The organism is Candidatus Polarisedimenticolia bacterium (genome assembly GCA_035764505.1).
Classification (GTDB): Bacteria; Acidobacteriota; Polarisedimenticolia; order Gp22-AA2; family AA152; genus AA152.
The window spans coordinates 1-21604 of the sequence record DASTZC010000266.1; the positions used below are offsets into that span (position 1 = coordinate 1).

Here is a 21604-nt window from a genome sequence, read left to right on the forward strand (position 1 = left end):
CTACACCAACAGCACCCTGGCCACCGGATTCGGCCGCAACAATCGCAGTGCGGCCAGCACCCTGGTCAACGTCGCGGGAGCCATCGGAACCTGGGACCTGCACCTGGCGTCGACCGACGCTTCCTGCAAAGATCGGGGTACTACCGGATCGGCGCAAGACATCGATCGAGATACGCGGGCCGCCCCCGTGGACATCGGTGCCGACGAGTACATGGGCGCCCCGACCGGTCCTCCGACCGCGAGCCTGAGCATTGCTTCCGCCCCGGTGCGGCCCAGCGACGGGGCATGGCTGCTGAAGCCCGCCACGTGGAGCGTTACCCTCCTCGCGAACCGCAGTCTGGCGAGTCTTCCCACTCCCCTCACGTTCAGGGACAGCAGCGGAGCCACCATGCTCATCGCATTGACCGGGACCTTGCCCGGGACGACGTTCACGGGGACAATGGTGATCGGGTCGGCCATACCCGACGGCGCCGGCAGCTTTTCGCTGGCTACGGGGGCCCTGGTCGACACCTTGGGCAACACCGGCAACTCGATCATTCAGGGGAGCCAGGCGGTTGTCGACAAGACGCCGCCGTCGGTCCCGACCCATTTGATTTTCCAGTAGGAGAATCCCGCCAGACAGCCTGCCGTCGGGGCGGCGGCAGCATGGCGCAGGCCCGCGGGTCTGACAAACCCTCTCGATCGATCTTTCCATGAAAATCGATTACATCCATTACCTCGTGTCCGAGGACACGGGACGACACCACGTGCGGCAGTTCGCCAAGGCCGCCCAGGCCCTCGGCCATGACCTGAGGGAGCGGGCCATGAACCTGTCTCCGGATGGGGGCGGTGCTGCAGCCGGCGGCTCGGGCGGAGCGCGCTCGCGGCTGAAGCGCCGGTTCGGCCGTTACCTGCACGATCCCAAGGAGCTGCTGTGGAACCTGCGCTACGCGCGGCGCGAGCAGGAGCTGCTGGCCGCCGATCGGCCGGAAGTCCTGCTGGTCCGGGATCACGTCCTGACCGCCTCCTGCCTGAGGGTCTCGCGGCGGCTGGGCCTGCCGCTGGTTCTGGAGATGAACTCACCTGCCGAGGAAGGGACCCTGTATCAGGATCCCTACGTACACCTGCCCGGGGTCTCGGCCTGGCTCGAAGGCGTCAAGCTGCGACGCGCCGACGCCGTTGCCGTCGTCTCCTCCCGGCTGCGCGACTATCTGGTCGAGCGGCACCGTGTCGATCCCGGCAAGTTCGTCGTGGCGCCGAACGGTGCGGATCTGGAAGTCTTCAAGCCCGGGGCGCCGCGCGATCCCGGCATTCCCTGGGATCCTTCCGAGCTGCCCGTGGTCGGCTTCGTGGGCTCCTTCCGCAAGTGGCACGGGGTGGAGCACCTGGGACGCATGCTGCAGGAGGTCGGCGCCGTCCGACCCTCCGCCCGGTTCCTGATGGTCGGGGACGGTCCCGAGATCGACGTGACCCGGCGGCTGGCCGAGCCGCTCGGAGACCGGGTAATCTTCACCGGCCGCGTGCCACATGCCCGGGTCCCACGGCTGGTGGCGTCGTTCCAAATCGGCGTGCTGCCCGAAACCCTCTTCTACGGCTCGCCGCTGAAGATGATCGAATGGATGGCGGCCGGCAAGGCCGTTGTCGCGCCCGCCTACGACCCGGTCCGCGAAGTGATGCAGGATCGGGAGGAAGGTCTTCTCTTCCCGCCGGGGGACGCGGATGCGATGATTCGCGCGGTTCTCGAGCTGGTCGACGATCCGGCGCTCCGTCAGCGGCTGGGCGCCGCCGCCGCGACCCGCGCGGCGACCTCCCTGTCCTGGCAGGACAACGCCCGGAAGGTGCTTCAGGGATGCAGCGCGGCTCTGGAAAAGCACCGCCGATCGCGGCCGTCTTGAGGACGATCCCATGAGCTCTCCTTCCCATGTTTCCGGCTCCCAGGCCTCGCTTGAGATCCCGTTCGGCGCCGTCGTGGTGATCTACGATGGAGACTGCGCATTCTGCCGGCGCAGCATTGACGAGATTCGCCGCCGCGACCGGAAGGCGCGGATGGTGTATCTTCCGCGGCGCACCCCCGGAATCGAGGAGAAGATACCGGGCCTCACCGATGGGGATTTCAACAGCGGCATCCGGGTTGTCGATCCCGACGGCAAGATTCATGTCGGCGCCGACGGCATCCGGCAGATCGCCTCGCAGCTTCCCGTTTGGAGGCACTTCACCTGGGTGTACGATGTTCCGCTCATTCGGGGACTGGCGCGTCGGATTTACGCCTGGATTGCGGCCAACCGGATGCGGCTCTCCCGCCAGGTCTGCCCTCCCGAGGGCTGCGAGCTCGTCCGCCCGGAAGAGAATCCGGCGATCGGAAGTCCGGGCAACAAGAACTAAAGTCATGCGCAGGCACGATCGTGCGGTTTGAAAGGGAAACCCGGATGGCGGTCGTTTGAGCGGACTGCGCAATCTGTTCCGCGGACTTTTTCTCTCCTTCGCTTCGGTGCTGATCACGCTGGCGGTCATGGAGGCGGCGTTGCGTCTCTTCGTTCACGTGACCGACGACGTCGAATACCAAGATCTTCCGGGAGTGGGCTGCGCACTCCGCCCGGGGCAATCGGGTCGCTTCATCCGATCGGGGGGAATCGACGCCCAGTTCCGGGTGAACGCCGAGGGCTGGAATGCGCCCCGCGAGTATACGAAGCAGCGCGTTCCCGGCCGGCTGCGCATCGCAGTGGTCGGGGATTCCTTCGTGGAAGGGATGTACGTGGAGCAGGAACAGCTGTTGTCCAGCGTTCTGGAGCGCGGCCTGCGGAAGGACGGTATCGACGCTGAAGTCTACTCTTTCGGGGTTTCCGGATACGGCGCCTCGCAGGTGCTTCACCTGGTGCAGCGCTACGTCCTCGACTATTCTCCCGACCTTATCGTCTATCTCTTCATTCGGAACGACGCCTCGGATTCGTGCCGTTGCATGGAGGACAAACGGTGGACCCAGCAGTATGCCCTGGGACCCGACGGTGCGCTCGAAGCGCTACCTTTCAAGCGCTATCACATGTCCATGACGAAACGGGCCTTGCGCAAAAGCGCACTGGTGCGCTTTTTCCTCTATCAAAGGCGATTGCTGGAAAGATTCCGCGACTCGAGCAAGCAGGCAGCGGCCGAGACCAGCGCCTCACCGGAGGGTTGCCGCCAGGATTGCTGGAGAATTGTCGGACTGCTGTTACAGGAGCTGCAGGGGACCCTCGAAGCGAAGCATGTTCCCTGGCTGCTCGCCTGGGAAGGGGATGCCAACCCCGATTACGCCCGGGACGAGCGGGGCCGTCTGGAGGAAATCGCCTCAACCTCGGGTCTTCCTTATCGGGATTTGTCCCCGAGCTTTGCAGCGGCCGCGCGCGCCGGTTTTCGGCGCTATCGCTATCCGGGAGACGGCCACTGGAACGCCGAAGGGAACCGCATCGCGGGCGAAGCGCTTGTTCCGATGGTCCGGGCCCTGCTCGAAAAGCCGTGACCTTATCTCGGAAACGCGCCGGATTTCGCGTCATAATGTCCTGCATTCTTTTAAGTCCCGGCGAGACGAGCTCGAGTGCCGGACAACCTTTCGCCTCGTGGCAGGCCGCACGACGGTCGGAGAAGAACTCATGAAGGCGTGGCTTCTCGAGACGATGCGCTGCCCGGCCTGCATCGAAGCCGGGCGCCCCGGTGACCTCGGCATTTTTGGGGGTGCCGGCTCGCCGGAGGGCAACCTCGAGCCTGGCCGGATTCTCGCGGAAGGAGTGCTGGAATGCGCGACCTGCGAGGCCCGCTATCCGGTTCTCGACGAAGCGCCGCGCATGCTGCCGATTTCGGATCTGACGGCGGCAGAGAAAGCCGTCCTCGATGACCTGGCGCCCCGTATCACCGAGCCCGATGAGAGCCGGGGCATGGACTCCCAGGAGCGCGAGAACCGCATCCGGGAAATCATCCTGCGGGATTATGGCTACCCGACTTCCGGCGGCAGCCTCAAGCGCGCCATGGACGATTTCGCGTATCAGCAGGCTTACCCGCGGGGGCGTGTCTATCAGATGAAGCTCCTCCGAAAGCTGATTGGCCGTGCCCCCGAGATTCTGCTCGATATCGGCGGCGGGAGCGGAGGGAACCTGGAGGCTGCCCGCCAGGCTTTCCCGCTGCGTCACGGAATCGTCGCCGATCTGCGCACCGACTGGCCCCCGCTTTACCAGACGGGGGACCGCAGCATCGCCTACGTCCGTGCCGACGCCCGCCGCCTTCCGTTTCGCTCGGCTGCCTTCGAGCTGGTGATCAGCTCCTTTCTGATCGAGCACGTGCGTGAATGGCAGCGGGTGGTGCGCGAGGCGACCCGGCTCGGAACCTACGCATTCATCGGCTTCGGGCCCAACCGCACGTTCCCGGTGGAGTTGGGGCACTTCGACGTGCCGCTGGTGCACTGCCTGCCTCCGTCGGCCGGGTCTCTGGCCGCATTGGGCTGGGGGGCAGTGACCGGCAATCGCAGGTCGCTGCGCAATATTCGTCGCACGCTGAGCGAGATGAACTACATTACCAGCTCCGAGTATTACCTCTTCTGCCGCTCGCAGGGGATTCGCTGCACGAACATCTTCGTGGACATGTTCGAAGCATGGGCGGAGGAGGGGAGAAAAGGGCTGCGCGGCCTGCTGGGCCGGAACCGCACGATGACGCGCGGCTTGAGCCGACTCATGGTCTACATGGGAGCGGAGCCCAACATCTATTCCCTCATCCGCTCGGGAACCGCCGAAGAGCCGCTCGCAGCCTCCTCCGCGCGGTGAATCGATGCCCGCCGGCTCGCGGTGACGACCTCAAAACCGCAGTGGCGCACGCTGAGATGGCTGCCGGGCATCCTGCTGGCGGCTGCGGCGCTGCTGCGCTTTTCCGCATTGACGCGCCAGAGCCTCTGGCTGGACGAAATCCTGTCGATGCGGGGCGCGAACCGGATTCTCACCCTCGACCTTGCCTCGGAGCTGTTCAACCGGCACGGACCTCTTTACTTCTATCTCGTCGCGCCGATTCTGGCGATGGGCGGCTCCGAGGCGGGGGTGCGAGGGCTTTCGGCTCTCCTGGGGGTCGGATTGGTGGGGGCCGTCTACCTGCTCGGGCGCGATCTGGTCGACCGGCGAATCGGTCTGGCTGCGGGTGCGGCGGCGGCCTTTTCTCCCTTCGCCGTGTGGTACTCGCAGGAGGCGCGCTACGTGAGCCTCTACCTGCTCCTCGCGGCCGTTTCGCTATGGAGCGCTTACCGTTTCAGCCGGGATGAGGGCGCCAGATACGGCGTCATCCACGTCGTCTCGACCCTTCTCATGCTTTTCGCCTTCCCCGCCGGGATCTTCGTGAGCCTCGGTGAGAATCTCTGGCTTCTGGCCTCGAGGCCCGGCTCGAGAAAAGTGGGAAGGTGGCTCTTGCTTCAAGGCCTCATCGGCCTTGTCTTTCTGCCATGGCTGATGGCCGCCTACGACTTGAATCCGGTAGACCTCCTTCCAGGCCAGAATGCGCATTCGCTGTCAGAGATCTCCACCGGCTCTCCCCGCGCGCTCCGGCTCGTGCATCTTCCCTATCCATTGTTTGTTTTCGGGGCGGGCCTGACGATCGGCCCATCGAGCCGCGATCTCCATGAGGACACGAGCCTGGCCCCGTTCGGCAGGAAGCCCGTCCAGGTGGCGTGGGGCGTCCTCGTCCCGGGAGCCCTGGTCTTGATGGGAGCGGCCGCGCTTCTGCGGAGAGCGCCGGCGGCCGGCGCACTCCTGATCCTCTCGGTGGGAGCTTCAATCGTGGGCCCTTTCCTGGTGGCCCGCTTTACCCGGGTGGCCTACAACGTCCGCTACACGGCGGGTGCCCTGCCGGCTTATCTCGTCCTGCTGGGAGCGGGCTGCGCCTGGGCTGCGGGGCGAAGGCCCTGGGGATGGGTTCTGGTGGCGGCCTTCGCCGGACTGGTCGCCTTCTCGCTGACAGCCTATTTCAGCGACTCCTGCTATTTCCGCGACGACAGCCGCGGGGCGGCGAAGTTCGTCTCGGAGCGCATCCGGCCGGGAGAGCCCCTGGCCGTAGGCGCGGAGGAGCGCGCCTTCGTGCACTACTTCCGGGGACCGATTACCTCCTGGCGGCGATGGCGGATCCAGCCAGCCGGATCGGAGCGAGCCGGCGAGCTGCACGACGACGCGGGGCGCTTCTGGGTGGCGGCGAACCGCGTCTGGGAAGAGGCGCGCTTCCAGGAATTTCTGTCGTCCATGCGGGCCTGCTTTCTCGTGGAGCAGGAGACGGAGCTGCCGGGATACCGCATCTACGTTTTCCGGCTCGCCGACGACGGGGCGAGGCGCTGCTCGCTCACCTACCAGCACGGGACGCCGCTTCCGGACACCACGACCGGGCCCGGTTCTTCGGGCCACGTTGCGGACAGGCCTTGCACCGGTGCGGCGGCGTGTGCGCAAGGCTCGGGCGGCGCATGATCGTTCTCGACGTGCTGCGCTCACGCGTCACGCGGCTGTTGATTGCCGGCGCCATGTTCGCCGCCTACCTCGCATTCGGCTGGTCGCCCGCGGTCCCTTCCGGGCAGCGCGCGGTTGTGCCCCATGGATCCGGCGTGGCGGCGGTGCGGGAGCGCCGGGAAATGGAACGCCGTATCGACTATGAGCTCCCGGCGGAGCGTACCAGCCCCGACCTGGTGTTCAACCTGTTGGGGTTCCTGCCCCTTGGCGCCCTGCTGTCCCTCTTTTGGCCGCGAATGAGTATGTCGCTGGCAACCTCCCTGTGCGCTGGTCTGAGCTTTTTGATTGAAACCGGTCAACTCGTGCTACCCGGCCACTATCCGTCCATCGTCGACCTCACGCTGAACACCCTCGGGGGAGCCCTGGGTTGGCGGCTAGCCAGGCTTCTGCTCTCCCATCCGAGCCTGGTCGCTCTCTGGCGACCTCACGGAAGATCCTGAGTCCTTCAATCCACTTTTCCCGCCTTTCCCCACCCCGCTGAAAGCCAGACCCCGTGGCCCTTTCTTGACGCCCCGGCCCCCGCCGTTTATATTACAAATCTGTCATTCAACCGATTGGACGCCAGTTTCCAGCCCCGGTCTACGGGATTTACGGGTGAATTCACAGTTCTTCAGGCAGATCTTCGACAGCACCCGCTGCGGGATTCTGACCATCGATGAGGCGGGGCGGGTCACGACGCTCAATCAGGTCGGCCAGCAGATCCTGGATGTCGGCGAGGTTCCCCCTCAGGGAATTGCTTGCCAGGAGCTTCTCGCCGACCATGCTTCGCTGAGCCGGCTCCTTCTCGATTCCCTTCGAATGGAGAACCCTCCCACCCGCATCGAGCTGGACCTGAGGGCACCGGGACACCCTCGCCGCGTCATCGGTGGGACCGTGTCCCACGTGCGCGGTCCAAGCGGGGAGCGCAACGGGGCGGTGCTGTTCTTCAAGGACCTCACCCACATCGAGGAGCACGAAGAGCAGGAGCGCCTCAAGGATCGGCTGGCAGCGCTCGGCCAGATGGCAGCCGGGCTGGCGCATGAGATTCGCAATCCCCTGGCCAACATCGGGTCCACCGCGACCCTCCTGAAGACCAAGCTGGACGGCAACGATTCCGGCGTCCTGGCGCTCGACAGCATCGTCCAGCAGGTGCGCCGGCTGAATCAGGCGGTGACCCAGTGCCTGGAGTACGCCAAGCCGGTCTACATCAAGCCCCGCCCGGTGGACGTGGAGGCGATCTTAGGGGAGGCGCTGCGCGAGGTGAGAGCCAAATGGCCGGCCGGGCGCGTGGAAATCCGCCAGAGCCTCGATCCCCGGATGACCGAGCTGCACGCCGACGGCACCCAGCTCCGGCAGGTGCTGCACAATCTCATCGCCAACGCCTACGACGCCATGGGGGGGGAGGGAGTCCTGGAGATCGACGCCTTCCTCGAGCCGGAGCGCGCCACGCAGCTGCCGACGGGGGAGGAGGCCGGAACCGAATCCCAGCTCTCCGACTATGCGGTGATCCGGATCCGGGACCATGGACGCGGCATCACCCCGGAGGCGCGGGGGAGGCTGTTCTTTCCCTTCTTCACCACCAAGCCGGGGGGATCCGGGATCGGCCTCGCCGTGGCCAAGAAGATCATCGACTCGCATGGCGGCATCATCGACGTGGAGAGCGAGCCGGGCCGCGGCGCCACCTTTTTCGTGAAGCTTCCCTATCCTGGCGCTCCCGATCACCCGGCGGAAAGGTCGTGAGACCATGAAGCGACTGTTGATCGTGGAAGACGAGAAAATCCTGCGCGACAACCTGCAGGCGCTGTTCTGCGAGAACGGCTACCAGACCGAGGCCGATCCGAACGGGGCCGAGGCGATCCGCCGCATCGAGCGGGAGCACTTCGACCTGATCATCACCGACATGCGCATGCCGGAGGCGGACGGGCTGGAGGTGCTGCGCAAGGCCAAGCAGGTCGATGAGGGGACCATGGTCCTGGTGATGACCGCCTACGGCTCGGTGGAGTCGGCGGTCCAGGCCATGCGCTTCGGCGCCTACGACTACATCCAGAAGCCCTTCGAGCTGGACGAGCTGGAGATGAAGGTGATGCGCGCCTTCGAGCGCCAGCGCGAGAGCCGGCAGCTCGAGGCGTTGCGCGCCGATTCGCAGGACGGCGAGGAGGTCGTCTCGGAGAGCTCCGAGATGAAGCATGTCCTGGCGGTGGTGAGCAAGGTGGCCAAGAGCAAGGCGACCGTGCTGATCACGGGCGAAACCGGCACCGGCAAGGAGCGGGTCGCCGAGGCCATCCATCGCGGCTCGTGGCGGGCCGAGCACAATCTGGTCAAAGTAAACGCCGCGGCCCTGCCGGACGAGCTGATCGAGAGCGAGCTGTTCGGACACGAGCGGGGCGCCTTCACGGGGGCGCTACGGCGCAAGATCGGCCGCTTCGAGCTCGCCGACGAGGGAACGCTCTTCCTCGATGAGATCGGCAGCATGTCCTCGCAGACCCAGGCCAAGCTCCTGCGGGTGCTCCAGGACCAGGAGTTCGAGCGCGTTGGGGGCGAGCGCACCCTCAAGGTGGACGTGCGGGTCATCGCCGCAACCAACCGCGATCTGCTCGAAGGGATCGATCGAGGGGAGTTCCGCAGCGATTTGTTCCATCGCCTCTCGGTCGTGAACATCCATCTGCCGCCGCTGCGCGAGCGGCGGGACGACATCCTCCCCCTGGCGGAGCTCTTCCTGCGCAAGTACTGCAAGGACCTGCATCGCGAGATCCGCGGATTCACTCCGGAAGCGGCGACCGTCCTGAAGGAGCATCCCTGGCCTGGGAACGTGCGCGAGCTGAAGAACGCCATCGAGCGCACCGTGCTGATGAGCGAGCGGGATTGGATCGAGCCCGCCGATCTCCTCCTGCTCGACCTCCGTGCGGATCAGCCGGTCCGGGTTGCGTACTCGGGGGCCGAGAGGGTCGGGTCAGGGGGAGCGATGGGCCTTGAAAACCTGGAACGTCAGGCCGTCCTGGAGGCGCTTCAGCGCAGCAACTGGGTCCAGAAAGACGCCGCCGCCGCGCTCGGCATCAGCAGCCGAGTCATGAACTACAAGGTCAAGAAATACAACTTCAAGAATCCCCGCTGGAACCGAAACCGCCCGACACACTCCGACTCTTGACGTCGGCCTGCCGCGCTGGCTTCTCCACTGAACCTCCTACTTTCCTTCATAAAAACCGCGCGTCGTCGCAGATCCGTAACCTCGGATTACCCTACAGTAATGTCCGGACCTTCCTACGTCTCTCTCCAGTCTTCCGGCGAGAGCATCCAATGAAATAAGCCTCTATTAATCAATAGCTTAGAACACAAGAAAAGTGGGCATTCCGATATGTTGTCATGGCATTTCGGTTGCTCTGGAGGACCCTGGCGCGGCCTGCCGGTAAGAGGGGCGTGCGAGGAGTCCTATGCCGACGTTGCAGCAGCTCCACACCCGAGCGGTTCTCGAGCGGATGTTGCGCTGGACTTTCTGGGTGCTAGCCACATTGGGTCTGGTCTTGATTCCAACCGTTGCCTCCGCCGGGACCATCAAATTGGCCTGGGATCCCGTGAGCGATGCCGACCTGGCCGGCTACAGGGTCTATTACGGTACCTCTCCCGGCGTGTATACCAACAGCTACGTCGTGACGCAGCCGCAGAACAGCGCCGATCTCACCAATCTGCAGGACTGCCGCATCTACTACCTGGCGGTCAAGGCGGTGGATTCCAACGGTAACGAGAGCCTCGGTTTCTCCAACGAGATCATCGGCATGCCCGCGCCTTCGGCCACCTCGGTCGTCGTGAACCTGAATCCCTTGCCAGTCACCGGATCCGCTTCCTCGGTGAAGCAGGGCACGCTGACCATACCGATCACCATTACCGGAACGAATTTCGATACGCAGGCGACGCCTGATTTCGGGCCCGATATTCAGGTCAACAGCCACGCGACTGCCTCGTGCAACCAGCTGACCGCCAACATCACGGTGACGGAAACCGCCCGGGTGAACACGCCGCCGGGACCGCAACGGCTCCTGAAAATTACCAACCAGAACGGCCCGGTGGGGTCGAAGAGCGGGGCCCTCACCGTGGTCTTCAACGAGCAGCGCGCCGATATCGACGGCTCCGGCAAGGTCGGAGGGCGCGACCTCCTCTACTGGCAGAACTCCTTCGGCACCGTCTCGGGGAACTCCAACTACAATCCCGACGCCGACCTCAACGGCGACGGCGTCGTCGACGGGTCCGATCTCTCCTTGCTTGCCGTCTGGCACGGACATATCTTCTTCTAGGTTGAAACGGGGTATTCCGATGCCGGCACGCACGAAAAGGATCGGCTTTCTCGCCGGGTTCTTCCTCCTGGCGCTGGTGAATTGCGGCGGGGGAGGAGGAGGCGGCGGCGACGACGGCGGGGCCGGCGTCATCGCCGATTTCACGGCGAATTGCATCACCTCCGACCCCTGCTATGCCAACGCCATCACCGGCCAGAAGGGGACGGCCGCCGGAAACATCGTCGAGGTCCAGATCTGGCTGAACAAGCTGAACACGGCGGTGGGCGCCGCTTCGGTGGACGTCGGCTTCGATCCCACCGTGGCGGACTATCAGGGCTTCAAGGAAGGAACCGCCCTGGGGACGAGCTCCGGCGGGACGGTCTACCTCGACACCGAGAGCGCCGGCGAGGTCCTGGTGGACATCGCGCCCCCGGCCGGCGGGAAGAGCATTTCCAGCGCGGCGGTGATGGTCACGCTGACCTTCAAGCTGATCAAGACCTCCGCCGGCTCGAATTTCACCTTCAGGTCGCCCAACACCCTCTCCGGCTCGGCGCTCTACAGCACCACCGGAGCGATCATCAACCTCGGCTCCGGAGGATGGACCGGAGGATTGTTCTCGGCTCTGTAAAGCCCTGATTCAATCCGCACCTCGCCCCCCGCGCCTCGAGATTCGACCCCGCTCCTCCCATTCGCGCAGCAGCCTGAAGGTCGTTTCGGGAAGCTCAGAGTCGCCCTCCGATTTCCTGCGCATCAGCTCTTCGAACAGGCGTCCGACCGACTCGGCGACATCGACATCGTCGAGGGCCGGCAACGACGCAATCGCCAGGCCCTCGCGACGCGCCCGGCGCACCGTCTCCCGATAGACCTGCGAACTGCCCCAGGGGATGCCTTCGAACAGGAAGGGATGGACGCGGCCGGCCCCGAGCAGGTAATAGCCGCCGTCGCGGGCCGGACCGATCACCAGGTCCTGGCGCTCCAGCTCGGTGAAAGCGCGCTGCAGCCAGGCCACCGGCAGGTGCGGGCTGTCCGATCCGATGACCACCACGCGCCGCGCTCCCGTCTCCAGCTCTTCCTCGAAGGCCCGCCGCAGCCGCTCTCCGAGGTCGGCTCCCTCCTGCCGCCGCAGCTCGCACCCTTCCGGAACCCGCAGATTCCCGGTCGTCCCCTCATCGAGGTAGAGGCGGATCGACGCTCCCGCGGCGGCGGCCGTTCTGCGCAACAGCTCGCAGCTGTCGGCAAGGAGCGCCTGGTGCAGCGCCAGCGCTTCCTCGGCGGTGAACGGCGGTGTCAGGCGCGTCTTGACGCGTCCGAGCCGCGGAGTCCGGGCGAAGAGGGCGAGAGTGCGATCGCGTGCCGGCATCGCGTCATGCTAGCACGTGTCGCGTGTCGGGAATCCCGTTACATTCAGCCGCCCATCCATCCCGGCTTGCGGCGATGCGTCTCGCTTGCTTAGCCACGTGGGTACGCGGCGCTTCGACGCGCCTTGCAATCCGGGCGGCTCGAAGGTCTCGATGTTAACCTGATTTCCGACACGCAACACGGCGGGCGATTCAGGATTCTGGCGTGCGGAGCCTTGAACGAGGCCGACCTTGAACTGGTGCGCTTGGCCGGAGCGCCGCCGCTGTGCTAGGCTCCGCCGGCCAGCACGGAACATCATGACCAAAGCCTTCTTTCTATATCTTTCGGGATCGGAGCCGGCGCGGCGTCTCATCATGGGGATGCCTTTCGCGCGCCGGGCAGCCCGCCGCTTCGTGGTAGGGGAGCGGCTGGACGAGGCGCTTGATGCCGTGCGCCTTCTCAACCAGGAAAAGCTGGCGGCCACGCTGGACCTGCTGGGCGAGGACATCGGCAGTCCGGCGGAGGCCGAGAATTCCACCCGCGAGGTCGCCTCGATACTGGACGGCATCCAGGCTACCGGAGTCGACTCCAACCTCTCCCTCAAGCTCACCCAGCTGGGCTTGCGCATCGGCACTGATCTGTGCCGGCGCAACCTGGAGGTCGTCCTGCAAAGCGCCGCGACCCGGAGGAACTTCGTGCGCATCGACATGGAAGGATCCGACGTCACCGAGATTACCTTCCGGATCTTCGAGCAGGTGCGCGCGCAGTACCCCAACGTCGGAGTGGTGGTGCAGGCCTATCTCCGGCGCACCTACCGCGACGTGATGGAGCGGCTGATCCCCGCCGGGGCGTCGATGCGGCTGTGCAAGGGGGCTTACAAAGAGCCGCCGGACGTCGCCTTTGCCCTGAAATCCGAGGTGGACGAGAATTACAAGCGGCTCGCCGATCTGATGCTGTCGGAGAAGGCCCGCGCGCGCGGCGTGCGCACGGCAATCGCCACCCACGACGAGGCGATGATCCGTCACGTGAAGGAGAAGGTATCGCGAGGGGAGATCGGCAAGGGGGATTTCGAGTTCCAGATGCTCTACGGCATCCGCCGCGACCTGCAGCGCGCCCTGGCGCGCGACGGTTATCGCGTGCGCATCTACGTCTCCTATGGCACGCAATGGTATCCCTATTTCATGCGCCGCCTGGCCGAGCGTCCCGCGAACGTGCTGTTCCTCGCCAAGAACATCCTGCGCGGGTGATCCACCGGGCGGCTCGATCCCTGTCTCGCCGCATCACCCTGCTCGCCTTGGCAGCCTTCTTCGGCGCCGCCCCGCTCTTCGCCGATGACCCGCACGTCCATACCGGTGTTCCCGACAAGATTCCCGAGCATCCCGACGTCGGGGAGGATGCGCCGCCCTTCAGCCTGAAGGACACTGCCGGCAAGCGCCTCGATCTGGGCGAAGTGCTGGGGCGAGGCTACGTGGTGGTCGCTTTCGGCTCCGCCTCTTCGTCCAACTTCCGCAAGTCGGCCCCCGAATGGGACCGGCTGGCGCGCGAATGGGAGAAGCTCGAGGTGCGCGTGCTGGTCGTCTATACCCGCGAGGCGCATCCCGCCACGCTGCGCGGTCGGGCGCCGAAGAGCTACCGGGAGCGCGAGCTGCTGGCCGGAGAGCTGAAAAGGGAGCTGAGACTGGGCCTGAGAGTCCTGGTGGACCAGTGGGACGACGCGGTCCACCGCGCCTACGGCGCGATACCCGACGGCGCCTTCCTGCTCGATCCCAAGGGGAAGATCCTGCTGCGCCAGGTGGTCGCCCGACCGGCGGGCATCGAGCAGGAGCTACGGCGCCTGCTGAAAATCCCGGAGCCGGCGGGCTAGTCTAGGCGGGGGGATCGTACGGCTCGTTCGAGCCGGAGAGGTCGATGCGCAGCGCCGTCGTGAAGCGGTTCCAGTAGTTGGTCAAGCCCGCCACGCAGGCGATCTCCAGGATCTGCGAATCGCTGTAGTGCCGCTTCATCTCCTCGAACAGGTCCGCATCGACGGTGTGCGCGTCGCGCGTCATGCGCTCGGCGAAGCGCAACGACACCCGCATGGCCTCCGTGAAGAGCGGCGAATCGGCCGCCCGATCCAGCGCCGCGATCTCCTCCTCGCTGTAGCCCAGCTGCCTTGCCAAGGCAGTGTGACCGGCGGTTCAATAGCGGCAGGCGTTGAGCCGGGAGACGTGCAGGAAGAGCAGCTCCTTGTGCTTGAACGGTATCTCGCCGGTGAACATGACCGCGCGGTAATGGGCGATCATGGTGGTGAGGTAGGCCGGGATGTGGGCGAAAGTCTTGAAGGCGTTGGGGACGTTTCCCCGCTCCTTGAGGTAGGTGTCGTAGATGGCCTGGATCTCCGGTCCCACCTGATCCCGCTCGAGCTTCGGCAGCCTGCCCATCGTCTCCTCCAGTGGGCCGCGGCCCACCAAGTCCTCCCGCGAAAAGCAGCCGCGGCAATTTTTTCCGCTATTCCGACGCCCGCGGCAGCGTCCTGAAATAAAGTGCCAGCCCCACCGCGCCCACCCCTGACAGCCCGGCGCGCACCCACCGGCCGCGATCGGCCCGCTCGCGCAGCGCCTCCCAGCCGGCATACAGCAGGAAGAAGGCCACCGCCGTGGCGATCAGGATGCGATGGGCGGTCATGATGCGCATGTGCTGTCTCCGGTGTCGCCAACAATCCACTATACCGCAGCGCCCGCCACGCCGCCCCCGCGCGGCCGGCGCTCGAGGCCAAAAAAAAGGCCGGGCATGGGCCCGGCCGCAAGCCTCTCGCGGTGGCGCGCGTCTACTTCTTCTCGGGGAAGGTGAAGTTCGCCGTGGCATCCCCCGAAGCCGGGACCGTCACCTGGGCGGTCTGCGTTCCCAGCGTCTCCTGCCAGTAGCTCACGGTGTAGGAGCCCGGCTTCACGTCGGGCAGCTTGAAGCTACCGTCGGCGGCGGTGACCGCGTACCAGGCGTGCGGCGCCACGATCAGCCAGCCGTTCATCCAGGTGTGCACGTCGCATTGCAGCTTCACGGTGTCGGGCTTGTCGAACTTGAGCGGCATCCGGGTCTTGAACTTGGGCTGCGCCTGGTTGACCGGCGTGTTGTTCTTCGGATAGGTGTGGATGTTGTGCAGGATCCCGTCGTTGTTCAGGACGTCCAGCGTCCCCCCGGCGGGAATGAGCTGCACGTGCGGATGGAACTTGCACGACTTCTGATCCAGCTCCGGGTTCTTCGCGGGCACCGCCATCTTCGGCGCTCCCGGGGCGTCCTTGATGAAAACCACCACGTTGGCGATCGACTTGTCGGCCGCCACCACCAGGCTCTCGTCGGCGTGCTGCTCGCGCGAGCAGACTTCCTTGTCCTTGGTGACGACGATCGGCTTCGCGGGGGGGGGATTGCCGGCGTAGGTGACCTTCCCGACAATGTTGCCCGCCGAGGCCGGCGCGGCTGCAATGACGGCGCACACAGCCAGGGCGAGCGACACACTTACGATTTGCTTCATTCCTCCAGCTCCTTTGGGATGGGTTGAAAGGGCACCGGCGGCAACACCATTCAGGGCAGACCGGGCCAACCAAGAACAGGCGATATTATAGCCGACGGAAAACGCCCGGACCACGCGCCGGGACAGAGCCGGATCAGGAGCCGGCGCGCTCCCCGCCGAGCGTCAGCAGGTAGTCGCGCAAGGCGCGAATCTGCCGCTCCTCGTCGCCGCCCAGCACGTCGTCGGGACCGGCGCTGGCGAAGCTGGCCGGGTCGTAGAACGTGGGCATCTTGGTGCCGGGATAGAGCTTCTGGGGATCCTTGATCCAGTCGACGATCCATTCGGGGCGCAGTCGCTGCCGCGCCATCGCCAGGTCGGGGGCCCAGCCGGAGGGGTCTCCCGCAGGCTTTTTCTCCCCCTGCTGGTGGCAGGAAAAGCAGTCGAAATAGTCCTTGGAGGTGAGCGTGCGCGCGGCGGCCAGGTCGGTCGCCGGCGGGTGGCCGGGCGGCGTCTCGAACGGGAAAGGCGCTTCCGCCAGCGCGGTGAAATACCTCAGCAGGGTGTTGGCCTCCTCGTCGGTGAAGCCGAAGGTCGGCATGCGCACCGACAGCCAGGGACGTATCGGCGTCGGTCCTTTCAGGAAGTGAAAGAGCCAGTCGGAGCGCACCCGCGCCCCTTCGCCCGTGATGAAGGGAGGGGAAAAGGCTATGGCCCGTGAGTCGGCGTCCTCCTGCCCGATCCCCTGCTCCTCGACCATCTTCCGCGCGATGGTCATCCGGATGTCCTGGCCTTCTCCTTCCAGCAGATGGCATCCCTGGCAGTTGTGGTCCTGCACCATGCGGCGGCCCGCCTCCAGCGCACGGCGGCGCGCGTCGAGGACCGGGACGGTCGCAAGCGGCGGCTTCTCCTTCACCAGCGACAGCACCAGAGTGACCACTGCCTGGCGCTCTTCCGGCGTGAGGTTGAACAGCGGCATCTTCAGCTTCTCATCGGGTGTTTTCACCTTGCCGCGATCGAAGATGCGCGGGTTCTCCAGCTTCTGGGTGATCCAGTCATGGCGCGTCTCGGGGATGTGGATGTAGCCGAAGTCGAACCGGTCGACTTCCTTGCTTCCCTCCTCGCTGAGCTCCGTGCCGATCGGCGGCGTGGTCTCGAAGCCCTGGATCAAGTGACAGCCGAAGCAGCCATAGCGGGTGATCATCCGCTGGCCCAGGTAGACCTCCTTGTCCTTTTCGGACATGGAGGCGATCTTGGCCTGCACCTCCCGCGCGGTCATGCGGGCCCGCAGCTGCTCTTCCACCATCTTGTCGAGAAGCGGCGCGTCGGCCTCGAAGGTCTTCCGCTGCCACCCCTCGGGCTCCTTGAGAGTCATCAGATAGGCGGTGACGTCGAGCGCCTCCTGGTCGGTGAGGCGCAGGTCGGGCATCCGGGTCTCGGGGAAGTAGCTCTTCGGATCGCGAACCCAGGCATAGATCCATTCCGGCTTCGCCTTTGCCCCGATGCCGTCCAGGTTGGGGCCGAACCGCCGACGCAGCGGGACGGCGGCCTTCTCCAGGCGCGCGACGGCATGACACCCAAGACATCCGAAGGAGGTGACGATCGTCTCCCCCTTTTTCGCGTCTCCCGTTCCCGGCAGCTTCGGGAAGCCGCCCGGTTCGGTCTTGTCGAACAGGTAGGAGACGATGCCGCGGATCTCCTGGTTGGTGCGCTGCACGTCCTCGGTAGCGGAGTTGTTGTCCAGGTGAAAGAAGCGCGGCATCCAGGTCGCCGGACGGAAGGCCGCGGGGTTCTCGACCCAGCTGCCGACCCACTGGGGGTCGGTCTTCCATGTCAGCCGCGTCAGCGGCGGGCCGACCTTGCGCAACCCTTCGAAGCCGCGGATCTTGTGGCAGCCGAAGCAGCCGGCCCGCTCCACCAGGTCGCGCCCCTCGTTCCAGTGCGCCGCCGTGGGGATGTGCACCACCCCCTGGTGGCAGGAGCGGCAGGAGGCTTCCACGAAGCGCGACGGCAGCATCGGGTTGGTCTCGTGCTCCTTGGGATGCCAGTGGTATTTCTTGACCCATTCCGCCTTCTGCTCGTCCGAGCCGGGCCAGTGCGCCGCGTCGAGGAAGTCGGTGGCGCGGTCCAGCCCGCGGTGGCAGACGGTGCAGCCGATCTTCTCCACCGGGTGCGGCGATTTGCCGGTGAGAAAGACCTCCGGGTGCGGGTGAGAACGGAAAGGCTGCGGGTCGTTCTCGTAGCCCGCCTGGTCGGCCGCCAGGTGGCAGGTCTGACAGCGGTCGACGCGCGGGATGGTGAGGAAGTTGATGTCCTTGCTCTGGTTGTCGAGGACGACCTGCTGGATCTTCAGGCTCGGGGCCATGAAGTCCAGAAGCGGCGCGTTGCGGAACGCCTCGAAGCCCTTTCCGATGACGCCTTCCGGCTCCACCGTCGCCAGCTTCTTCTGCAGCCGTTCGACGCCGGCCATGAGATCCTGCTGCTTCTTTTCGACCGCTTTCTGCGCCCCGAGAATGTCGTCCTGCTGCTTCTGGAGGGCGTCGCGCTCGGTCGTGGCCGTCTCGTAGGCAACCTTGTAGTCGGCGAGGCGCTTCTGCACCTCGTCCAGCTCCTTGCGCTTCTCGGCGGCGCGCGGCGCCTTGTGGCTCTCCAGCTCCTCGTACTCGAAGCGGACGGCGTCGTAGATCGACTTGGTGTTCTTGTAGGCGACGTCGGCCTTGTAGTAGGTCACCTTCGCCCGCGCCAGCTTCTCGTCCAGCTCCTGAAGGCTCTTCTTCTGCTTGTCGGCCTCGGCGCGGGCGGCGGAGAGATCCTCCTGCGTCTTCTTGAGGGTTTCCTGATCCACCCCCTGCTCGGCCTGCTTGATCGCCTCCTCGGTCTTCTTCGCCGTCAGCGCCCGGAAATCGCGCTGCGTCCGCTTCCAGGGACGGTAATAGTCGTCCCACACCATCCAGACCGTCCCCGCGAGCAGGGCGAGGCTGGACCATGCAAACACCTTGTTCAGCAGGGGAACGTTGCGGGCGTATTCCTCGTTCTTGGCGGGCACGCTGCCGGCTCCGTCAGATGTTGAAGAAGTACTCGGGGATCGCGACCACGTAGTGCATGTTGAAAAGCCAGCGCAGGTACATCTTGATCGGCAGGCTCACCATGCACAGCAGCAGGAAGATCAGGATCTGGTAGCGCACCATGCCCATCTTCTCGAAGAAGGGGCGGAACAGGGTGCGTCCCAGCAGCATCGGGATCAGCGCGAAATAGGCCACCACCAGGAGGATCCCGAAGCTCTCCCGTACCAGCCAGTTCGTCGGCAAGCCGACGTTGAACAGCTTCACCCAGATCACTTCCGAGAGGTTGATGTTGCTCAAAGGGACGAGCTTGTGCACGTCCCAGTGTTCGAACGGTCCGAAGAAGTTCTGGTTGGGGCCGCGGAAGAAGGTCCCGGTGATGATCATCATCACCCACAGGACCAGGAACCCGAACTGGAAGGTGAGGATCTCCCACTTGCGCTCGAAGAAAGTGTAGTAGCCGTTCCCCTTCTTGTTGGGATCGATGTAGGGAAGCGCCATCAGCCCGACGATGATCAGGCCGGGCAGCAGCACGCCGGCGATCCAGGGGTCGTAGTAGACGAGCATTTCCTGCAGCCCCAGGAAGTACCAGGGGGCCTTGGAGGGGTTGGGGGTCTTCGCCGGGTTGGCGGGCTCCTCGATCGGAGCCTTCAGGTAGATCGACCAGACAATCAGGAGGACCGACCAGAGGATCATGCAGAGCATCTCGGTGTAGACCAGATCGGGCCACACCAGGATCTTGATCTCCGATTCGAGCTTCTCCTCGGGCGGCAGGCTTTTCGCGAGCCGCTCGTCGTTCTTCAGCCCCAGGTACATCGACAGCCAGGTGAAGAAGCCGACCAGGAACAGCATCCCGACGATCGGGACGTTGTCGGGCTTGGAGACGATGAGGCGGAAGTTGGGATCGGTGATGCCGAAGGCGACGAAGGCCGCTCCGAGCCCGAAGAGAATCAGGGCGGCGCGCGGCGTCCAGATCCAGAAGACGCGGCGCCAGAGGAAGGCGACGAAGAAGAGAATGAAGATCAGGGTGAAAAGGATGGGCGGGTTGCACAGCCAGTCCACCGCCGACTTGAACCACTGCATGCGCTGCCCTCCCGACGGCCCCGGATGCGGATCAGAGGGGGCCCGAAATCCCCCCGTCCTTGCGGACGCGCCAGAAATGCACCGCCATCAGCACCGCCGCCACCAGCGGGATGCCGACGCAGTGGAGCACGTAGAACCGCAACAACGCCCCGGACCCGACGAAGCGCCCCGCGAGCAAGGCGAAGCGGGCGTCGTCCCCGGCGTGCACCAGGGAGATGTCACCCACCCTGAGCAGGGCTGCGCCCGGCCCTTCATTCCCCAGGAAGGGGGTCGCGCGCGCCATGTTGGATCCCACGGTCACCGCCCACATCGCCAGCTGGTCCCAGGGGAGCAGGTAACCGGTGAAGCTCAGCAGCAGGGTCAGCACCAGAAGCAGCACGCCGATGTTCCAGTTGAACTCGCGCGGCGGCTTGTAGGAGCCGGTCATGAAGACGCGCAGCATGTGCAGCCAGACGGCGATGACCATGGCGTGGGCGCCCCAGCGGTGGATCTCGCGCATGATCCCTAAAGGCACCTGGGAGCGCAGGTCGAGGATGTCGGAGAAGGCGTATTCCGACGTCGGGCGGTAATAGAACATCAGCAGCAGCCCGGTGATTGTCTCGACCAGGAACAGGAAGAAAGTCGTCCCGCCGGCGCACCAGGTGTACTTCAGACGCAGCCCCGACTTGCGAACTTTGACCGGGTGCAGGTGCAGGAAGACGTTGGTGAGGACGGCGAGCGAGCGGTTGCGGGTGTTGTCGGGAGGGCCATGCCGGAAGATCGAGTTCCAGACCTGGCCTTCGCGGATCTGGGTGAACAGCGATTTCTTGGGAGGGGCGGCCATGGTCTCTCCCTAGTCCTGTCTCACGTGGCGATGAACGATTCCGGGTCCTGCCATTCCCCCTTCTCCTCGCGATAAATCTTGGTCTTGTCCACCAGGATCTGGCCGTCCTCGGCCGTGACGATGCGATAGCGCTCCAGCGGGCGCGGCGCCGGGCCTTCGAAGTTGATGCCGCTCATGTAGAACCCGCTGCCGTGGCAGGGGCACTTGAACTTGAACTCCGCCTCCAGCCAGTTGGGCGTGCACCCCAGGTGGGTGCAGACCGCCTTCAGCGCGTACAGGGTCTTCTCGTCGCGCACCATGAAGACGCCGAACGACTCCTTGAAGCGGTTGTCCACCTGTCCCGCGATGTATTCCTCGGGGAACCCAGCCTTGAAGGTCTGCGGCGGCTCGAACAGGACGTTCGGGAAGAAGTAGCGCAGGGTGGAGAGGGAAGCAACGCCCATCGCGCCCGAGAAGGAAGCCCAGGCGACTCCGATCCATGTCAGGAATCCCCGCCGCGTCACTCCCGGGGCCGCGGAAGCGGCAGGGGCGGCGGGTGCGGCAGGAGTCGGAGGAGGGGCCGCGCCCGCCTTGATTTCATCCGGCATGACGAAGAGGTTCCTCCACCGCTCGATGACAAAAAATGTGTAGTGATGGGACGGAGCGTGCCCGAAGGCAGCCCATTCTAGCCAAACCTCTTTGCCTGTCAAGAAGCATTGACCTTCGCCATTGATGCAGGCTTGAGCTTCGCCTGTTCATGAAGTCTTCATGGAACTCTCAGCGCGGCGCCGCCACCTCCGGCACCGAGCTGGATGGGAGAGGGGAGTGTCCCTCCAGGGCGAGCCGCGCCTCGGCCCGGATCCGCGCCGAGGGGTCCGAGGAAGCGGCACGCTGCAGCGCCGCGCGGGCCGCCTGCGCGCCGATTCCGCGGGCCGCGCGGATGGCGTTGATCCGCAGGTTCTCCCGCTGCGCCGGCGGGAATTCCGGGGCGGAGAAATCCCCCGAGACGAGCGGCAGAAGGATCGGAAGCGCGGCCTCGTCCCCCAGCCGCGCCAGGGCGACGGCGGCGTTCCAGGCGACGTCGGGGGCGGTATCTTGAAGCAGCACGCGCAGCGCCG

At 65.4% G+C, this 21604-nt stretch carries 23 protein-coding genes; 13 read left to right on the forward strand and 10 right to left on the reverse strand.

The window, feature by feature from the left end; translation table 11 throughout:
* From VFW45_17140 to VFW45_17190, 11 genes are all read left to right on the forward strand, one after another.
* Positions 1-604: hypothetical protein (locus VFW45_17140; protein HEU5182515.1), on the forward strand; the 604-nt coding region annotated here is incomplete at its 5' end.
* 88 nt (positions 605-692) lie between these two features.
* The gene (locus tag VFW45_17145; protein HEU5182516.1) at positions 693-1874 is read left to right on the forward strand and encodes a glycosyltransferase family 4 protein; all 1182 of its coding nucleotides are present in this window, start codon (positions 693-695) and stop codon (positions 1872-1874) included.
* A gap of 10 nt (positions 1875-1884) precedes the next feature.
* Positions 1885-2361: a DUF393 domain-containing protein gene (locus VFW45_17150; GenBank protein ID HEU5182517.1), complete on the forward strand. Its 477-nt coding sequence runs from the start codon at positions 1885-1887 to the stop codon at positions 2359-2361.
* Positions 2362-2416: 55 nt separating this feature from the next.
* Positions 2417-3472, forward strand: a complete 1056-nt coding sequence (locus tag VFW45_17155) for an SGNH/GDSL hydrolase family protein (GenBank protein HEU5182518.1) — start codon at positions 2417-2419, stop codon at positions 3470-3472.
* Between the two features lie 130 nt (positions 3473-3602).
* Positions 3603-4763, forward strand: coding sequence for a class I SAM-dependent methyltransferase (locus tag VFW45_17160; GenBank protein HEU5182519.1), 1161 nt, complete (start codon positions 3603-3605; stop codon positions 4761-4763).
* 21 nt (positions 4764-4784) lie between these two features.
* Positions 4785-6434, forward strand: a complete 1650-nt coding sequence (locus VFW45_17165; protein HEU5182520.1) for a glycosyltransferase family 39 protein — start codon at positions 4785-4787, stop codon at positions 6432-6434.
* A complete protein-coding gene (locus tag VFW45_17170; protein ID HEU5182521.1) occupies positions 6431-6913 on the forward strand; it encodes a VanZ family protein in 483 nt (160 codons plus the stop codon). The genes VFW45_17165 and VFW45_17170 overlap by 4 nt, the downstream gene beginning before the upstream one ends.
* A 154-nt stretch (positions 6914-7067) precedes the next feature.
* On the forward strand, positions 7068-8192 hold the full coding sequence (locus tag VFW45_17175) for an ATP-binding protein (GenBank protein HEU5182522.1): 1125 nt from the start codon (positions 7068-7070) through the stop codon (positions 8190-8192).
* 4 nt (positions 8193-8196) lie between these two features.
* Positions 8197-9597 carry a sigma-54 dependent transcriptional regulator gene (locus VFW45_17180; protein ID HEU5182523.1) on the forward strand — a complete coding sequence of 467 codons (1401 nt, stop codon included), beginning with the start codon at positions 8197-8199 and terminating at the stop codon, positions 9595-9597.
* A gap of 328 nt (positions 9598-9925) precedes the next feature.
* Positions 9926-10738, forward strand: coding sequence for a fibronectin type III domain-containing protein (locus VFW45_17185; GenBank protein HEU5182524.1), 813 nt, complete (start codon positions 9926-9928; stop codon positions 10736-10738).
* Between the two features lie 19 nt (positions 10739-10757).
* Positions 10758-11345, forward strand: coding sequence for a cohesin domain-containing protein (locus tag VFW45_17190; protein ID HEU5182525.1), 588 nt, complete (start codon positions 10758-10760; stop codon positions 11343-11345).
* Between the two features lie 9 nt (positions 11346-11354).
* Here VFW45_17190 and VFW45_17195 read toward each other — a convergent pair whose 3' ends face one another.
* A complete protein-coding gene (locus VFW45_17195) occupies positions 11355-12077 on the reverse strand; it encodes a TIGR04282 family arsenosugar biosynthesis glycosyltransferase (protein ID HEU5182526.1) in 723 nt (240 codons plus the stop codon).
* Positions 12078-12372: 295 nt separating this feature from the next.
* Between VFW45_17195 and VFW45_17200 the strand changes: the two genes are divergently transcribed.
* Together VFW45_17200 and VFW45_17205 are read left to right on the forward strand one after the other, a co-directional pair.
* Positions 12373-13302, forward strand: a complete 930-nt coding sequence (locus VFW45_17200; protein ID HEU5182527.1) for a proline dehydrogenase family protein — start codon at positions 12373-12375, stop codon at positions 13300-13302.
* Positions 13299-13919, forward strand: coding sequence for a redoxin domain-containing protein (locus tag VFW45_17205; GenBank protein HEU5182528.1), 621 nt, complete (start codon positions 13299-13301; stop codon positions 13917-13919). The genes VFW45_17200 and VFW45_17205 overlap by 4 nt, the downstream gene beginning before the upstream one ends.
* 1 nt (position 13920) lies before the next feature.
* Here the strand turns inward: VFW45_17205 and VFW45_17210 are convergent, their stop codons facing one another.
* The 9 genes from VFW45_17210 to VFW45_17250 all read right to left on the reverse strand — a co-directional run.
* Positions 13921-14214, reverse strand: a complete 294-nt coding sequence (locus tag VFW45_17210; GenBank protein ID HEU5182529.1) for a hypothetical protein — start codon at positions 14212-14214, stop codon at positions 13921-13923.
* Between the two features lie 18 nt (positions 14215-14232).
* A complete protein-coding gene (locus tag VFW45_17215; GenBank protein HEU5182530.1) occupies positions 14233-14502 on the reverse strand; it encodes a hypothetical protein in 270 nt (89 codons plus the stop codon).
* Positions 14503-14542: 40 nt separating this feature from the next.
* Positions 14543-14728, reverse strand: a complete 186-nt coding sequence (locus VFW45_17220) for a hypothetical protein (protein HEU5182531.1) — start codon at positions 14726-14728, stop codon at positions 14543-14545.
* Positions 14729-14861: 133 nt separating this feature from the next.
* On the reverse strand, positions 14862-15563 hold the full coding sequence (locus VFW45_17225; GenBank protein ID HEU5182532.1) for a carboxypeptidase regulatory-like domain-containing protein: 702 nt from the start codon (positions 15561-15563) through the stop codon (positions 14862-14864).
* Positions 15564-15696: 133 nt separating this feature from the next.
* A complete protein-coding gene (locus VFW45_17230) occupies positions 15697-18585 on the reverse strand; it encodes a c-type cytochrome (GenBank protein HEU5182533.1) in 2889 nt (962 codons plus the stop codon).
* A 13-nt stretch (positions 18586-18598) separates the two neighbouring features.
* Complete coding sequence (locus VFW45_17235; GenBank protein ID HEU5182534.1) at positions 18599-19684, reverse strand: hypothetical protein; 1086 nt, start codon at positions 19682-19684, stop codon at positions 18599-18601.
* A gap of 31 nt (positions 19685-19715) precedes the next feature.
* Complete coding sequence (locus VFW45_17240) at positions 19716-20507, reverse strand: cytochrome b N-terminal domain-containing protein (GenBank protein ID HEU5182535.1); 792 nt, start codon at positions 20505-20507, stop codon at positions 19716-19718.
* Between the two features lie 20 nt (positions 20508-20527).
* Positions 20528-21094 (reverse strand): Rieske 2Fe-2S domain-containing protein, encoded by a 567-nt coding sequence (locus tag VFW45_17245; GenBank protein HEU5182536.1) that lies wholly within the window; start codon positions 21092-21094, stop codon positions 20528-20530.
* A 169-nt stretch (positions 21095-21263) separates the two neighbouring features.
* On the reverse strand, positions 21264-21604 hold a 341-nt coding region (locus tag VFW45_17250), incomplete at its 5' end, for a HEAT repeat domain-containing protein (GenBank protein HEU5182537.1).

What these genes read in the sequence shown, in the direction of transcription:
- VFW45_17235 (HEU5182534.1), bottom strand. Translation starts at nt 19,684, where the DNA reads ATGCAGTGGTTCAAGTCGGCGGTGGACTGGCTGTGCAACCCGCCCATC.
- VFW45_17225 (HEU5182532.1), bottom strand. Translation starts at nt 15,563, where the DNA reads ATGAAGCAAATCGTAAGTGTGTCGCTCGCCCTGGCTGTGTGCGCCGTC.
- VFW45_17145 (HEU5182516.1), top strand. Translation starts at nt 693, where the DNA reads ATGAAAATCGATTACATCCATTACCTCGTGTCCGAGGACACGGGACGA.
- VFW45_17180 (HEU5182523.1), top strand. Translation starts at nt 8,197, where the DNA reads ATGAAGCGACTGTTGATCGTGGAAGACGAGAAAATCCTGCGCGACAAC.
- VFW45_17190 (HEU5182525.1), top strand. Translation starts at nt 10,758, where the DNA reads ATGCCGGCACGCACGAAAAGGATCGGCTTTCTCGCCGGGTTCTTCCTC.
- VFW45_17195 (HEU5182526.1), bottom strand. Translation starts at nt 12,077, where the DNA reads ATGCCGGCACGCGATCGCACTCTCGCCCTCTTCGCCCGGACTCCGCGG.
- VFW45_17245 (HEU5182536.1), bottom strand. Translation starts at nt 21,094, where the DNA reads ATGCCGGATGAAATCAAGGCGGGCGCGGCCCCTCCTCCGACTCCTGCC.
- VFW45_17185 (HEU5182524.1), top strand. Translation starts at nt 9,926, where the DNA reads ATGTTGCGCTGGACTTTCTGGGTGCTAGCCACATTGGGTCTGGTCTTG.
- VFW45_17160 (HEU5182519.1), top strand. Translation starts at nt 3,603, where the DNA reads ATGAAGGCGTGGCTTCTCGAGACGATGCGCTGCCCGGCCTGCATCGAA.
- VFW45_17150 (HEU5182517.1), top strand. Translation starts at nt 1,885, where the DNA reads ATGAGCTCTCCTTCCCATGTTTCCGGCTCCCAGGCCTCGCTTGAGATC.
- VFW45_17170 (HEU5182521.1), top strand. Translation starts at nt 6,431, where the DNA reads ATGATCGTTCTCGACGTGCTGCGCTCACGCGTCACGCGGCTGTTGATT.
- VFW45_17200 (HEU5182527.1), top strand. Translation starts at nt 12,373, where the DNA reads ATGACCAAAGCCTTCTTTCTATATCTTTCGGGATCGGAGCCGGCGCGG.
- VFW45_17220 (HEU5182531.1), bottom strand. Translation starts at nt 14,728, where the DNA reads ATGCGCATCATGACCGCCCATCGCATCCTGATCGCCACGGCGGTGGCC.
- VFW45_17240 (HEU5182535.1), bottom strand. Translation starts at nt 20,507, where the DNA reads ATGGCCGCCCCTCCCAAGAAATCGCTGTTCACCCAGATCCGCGAAGGC.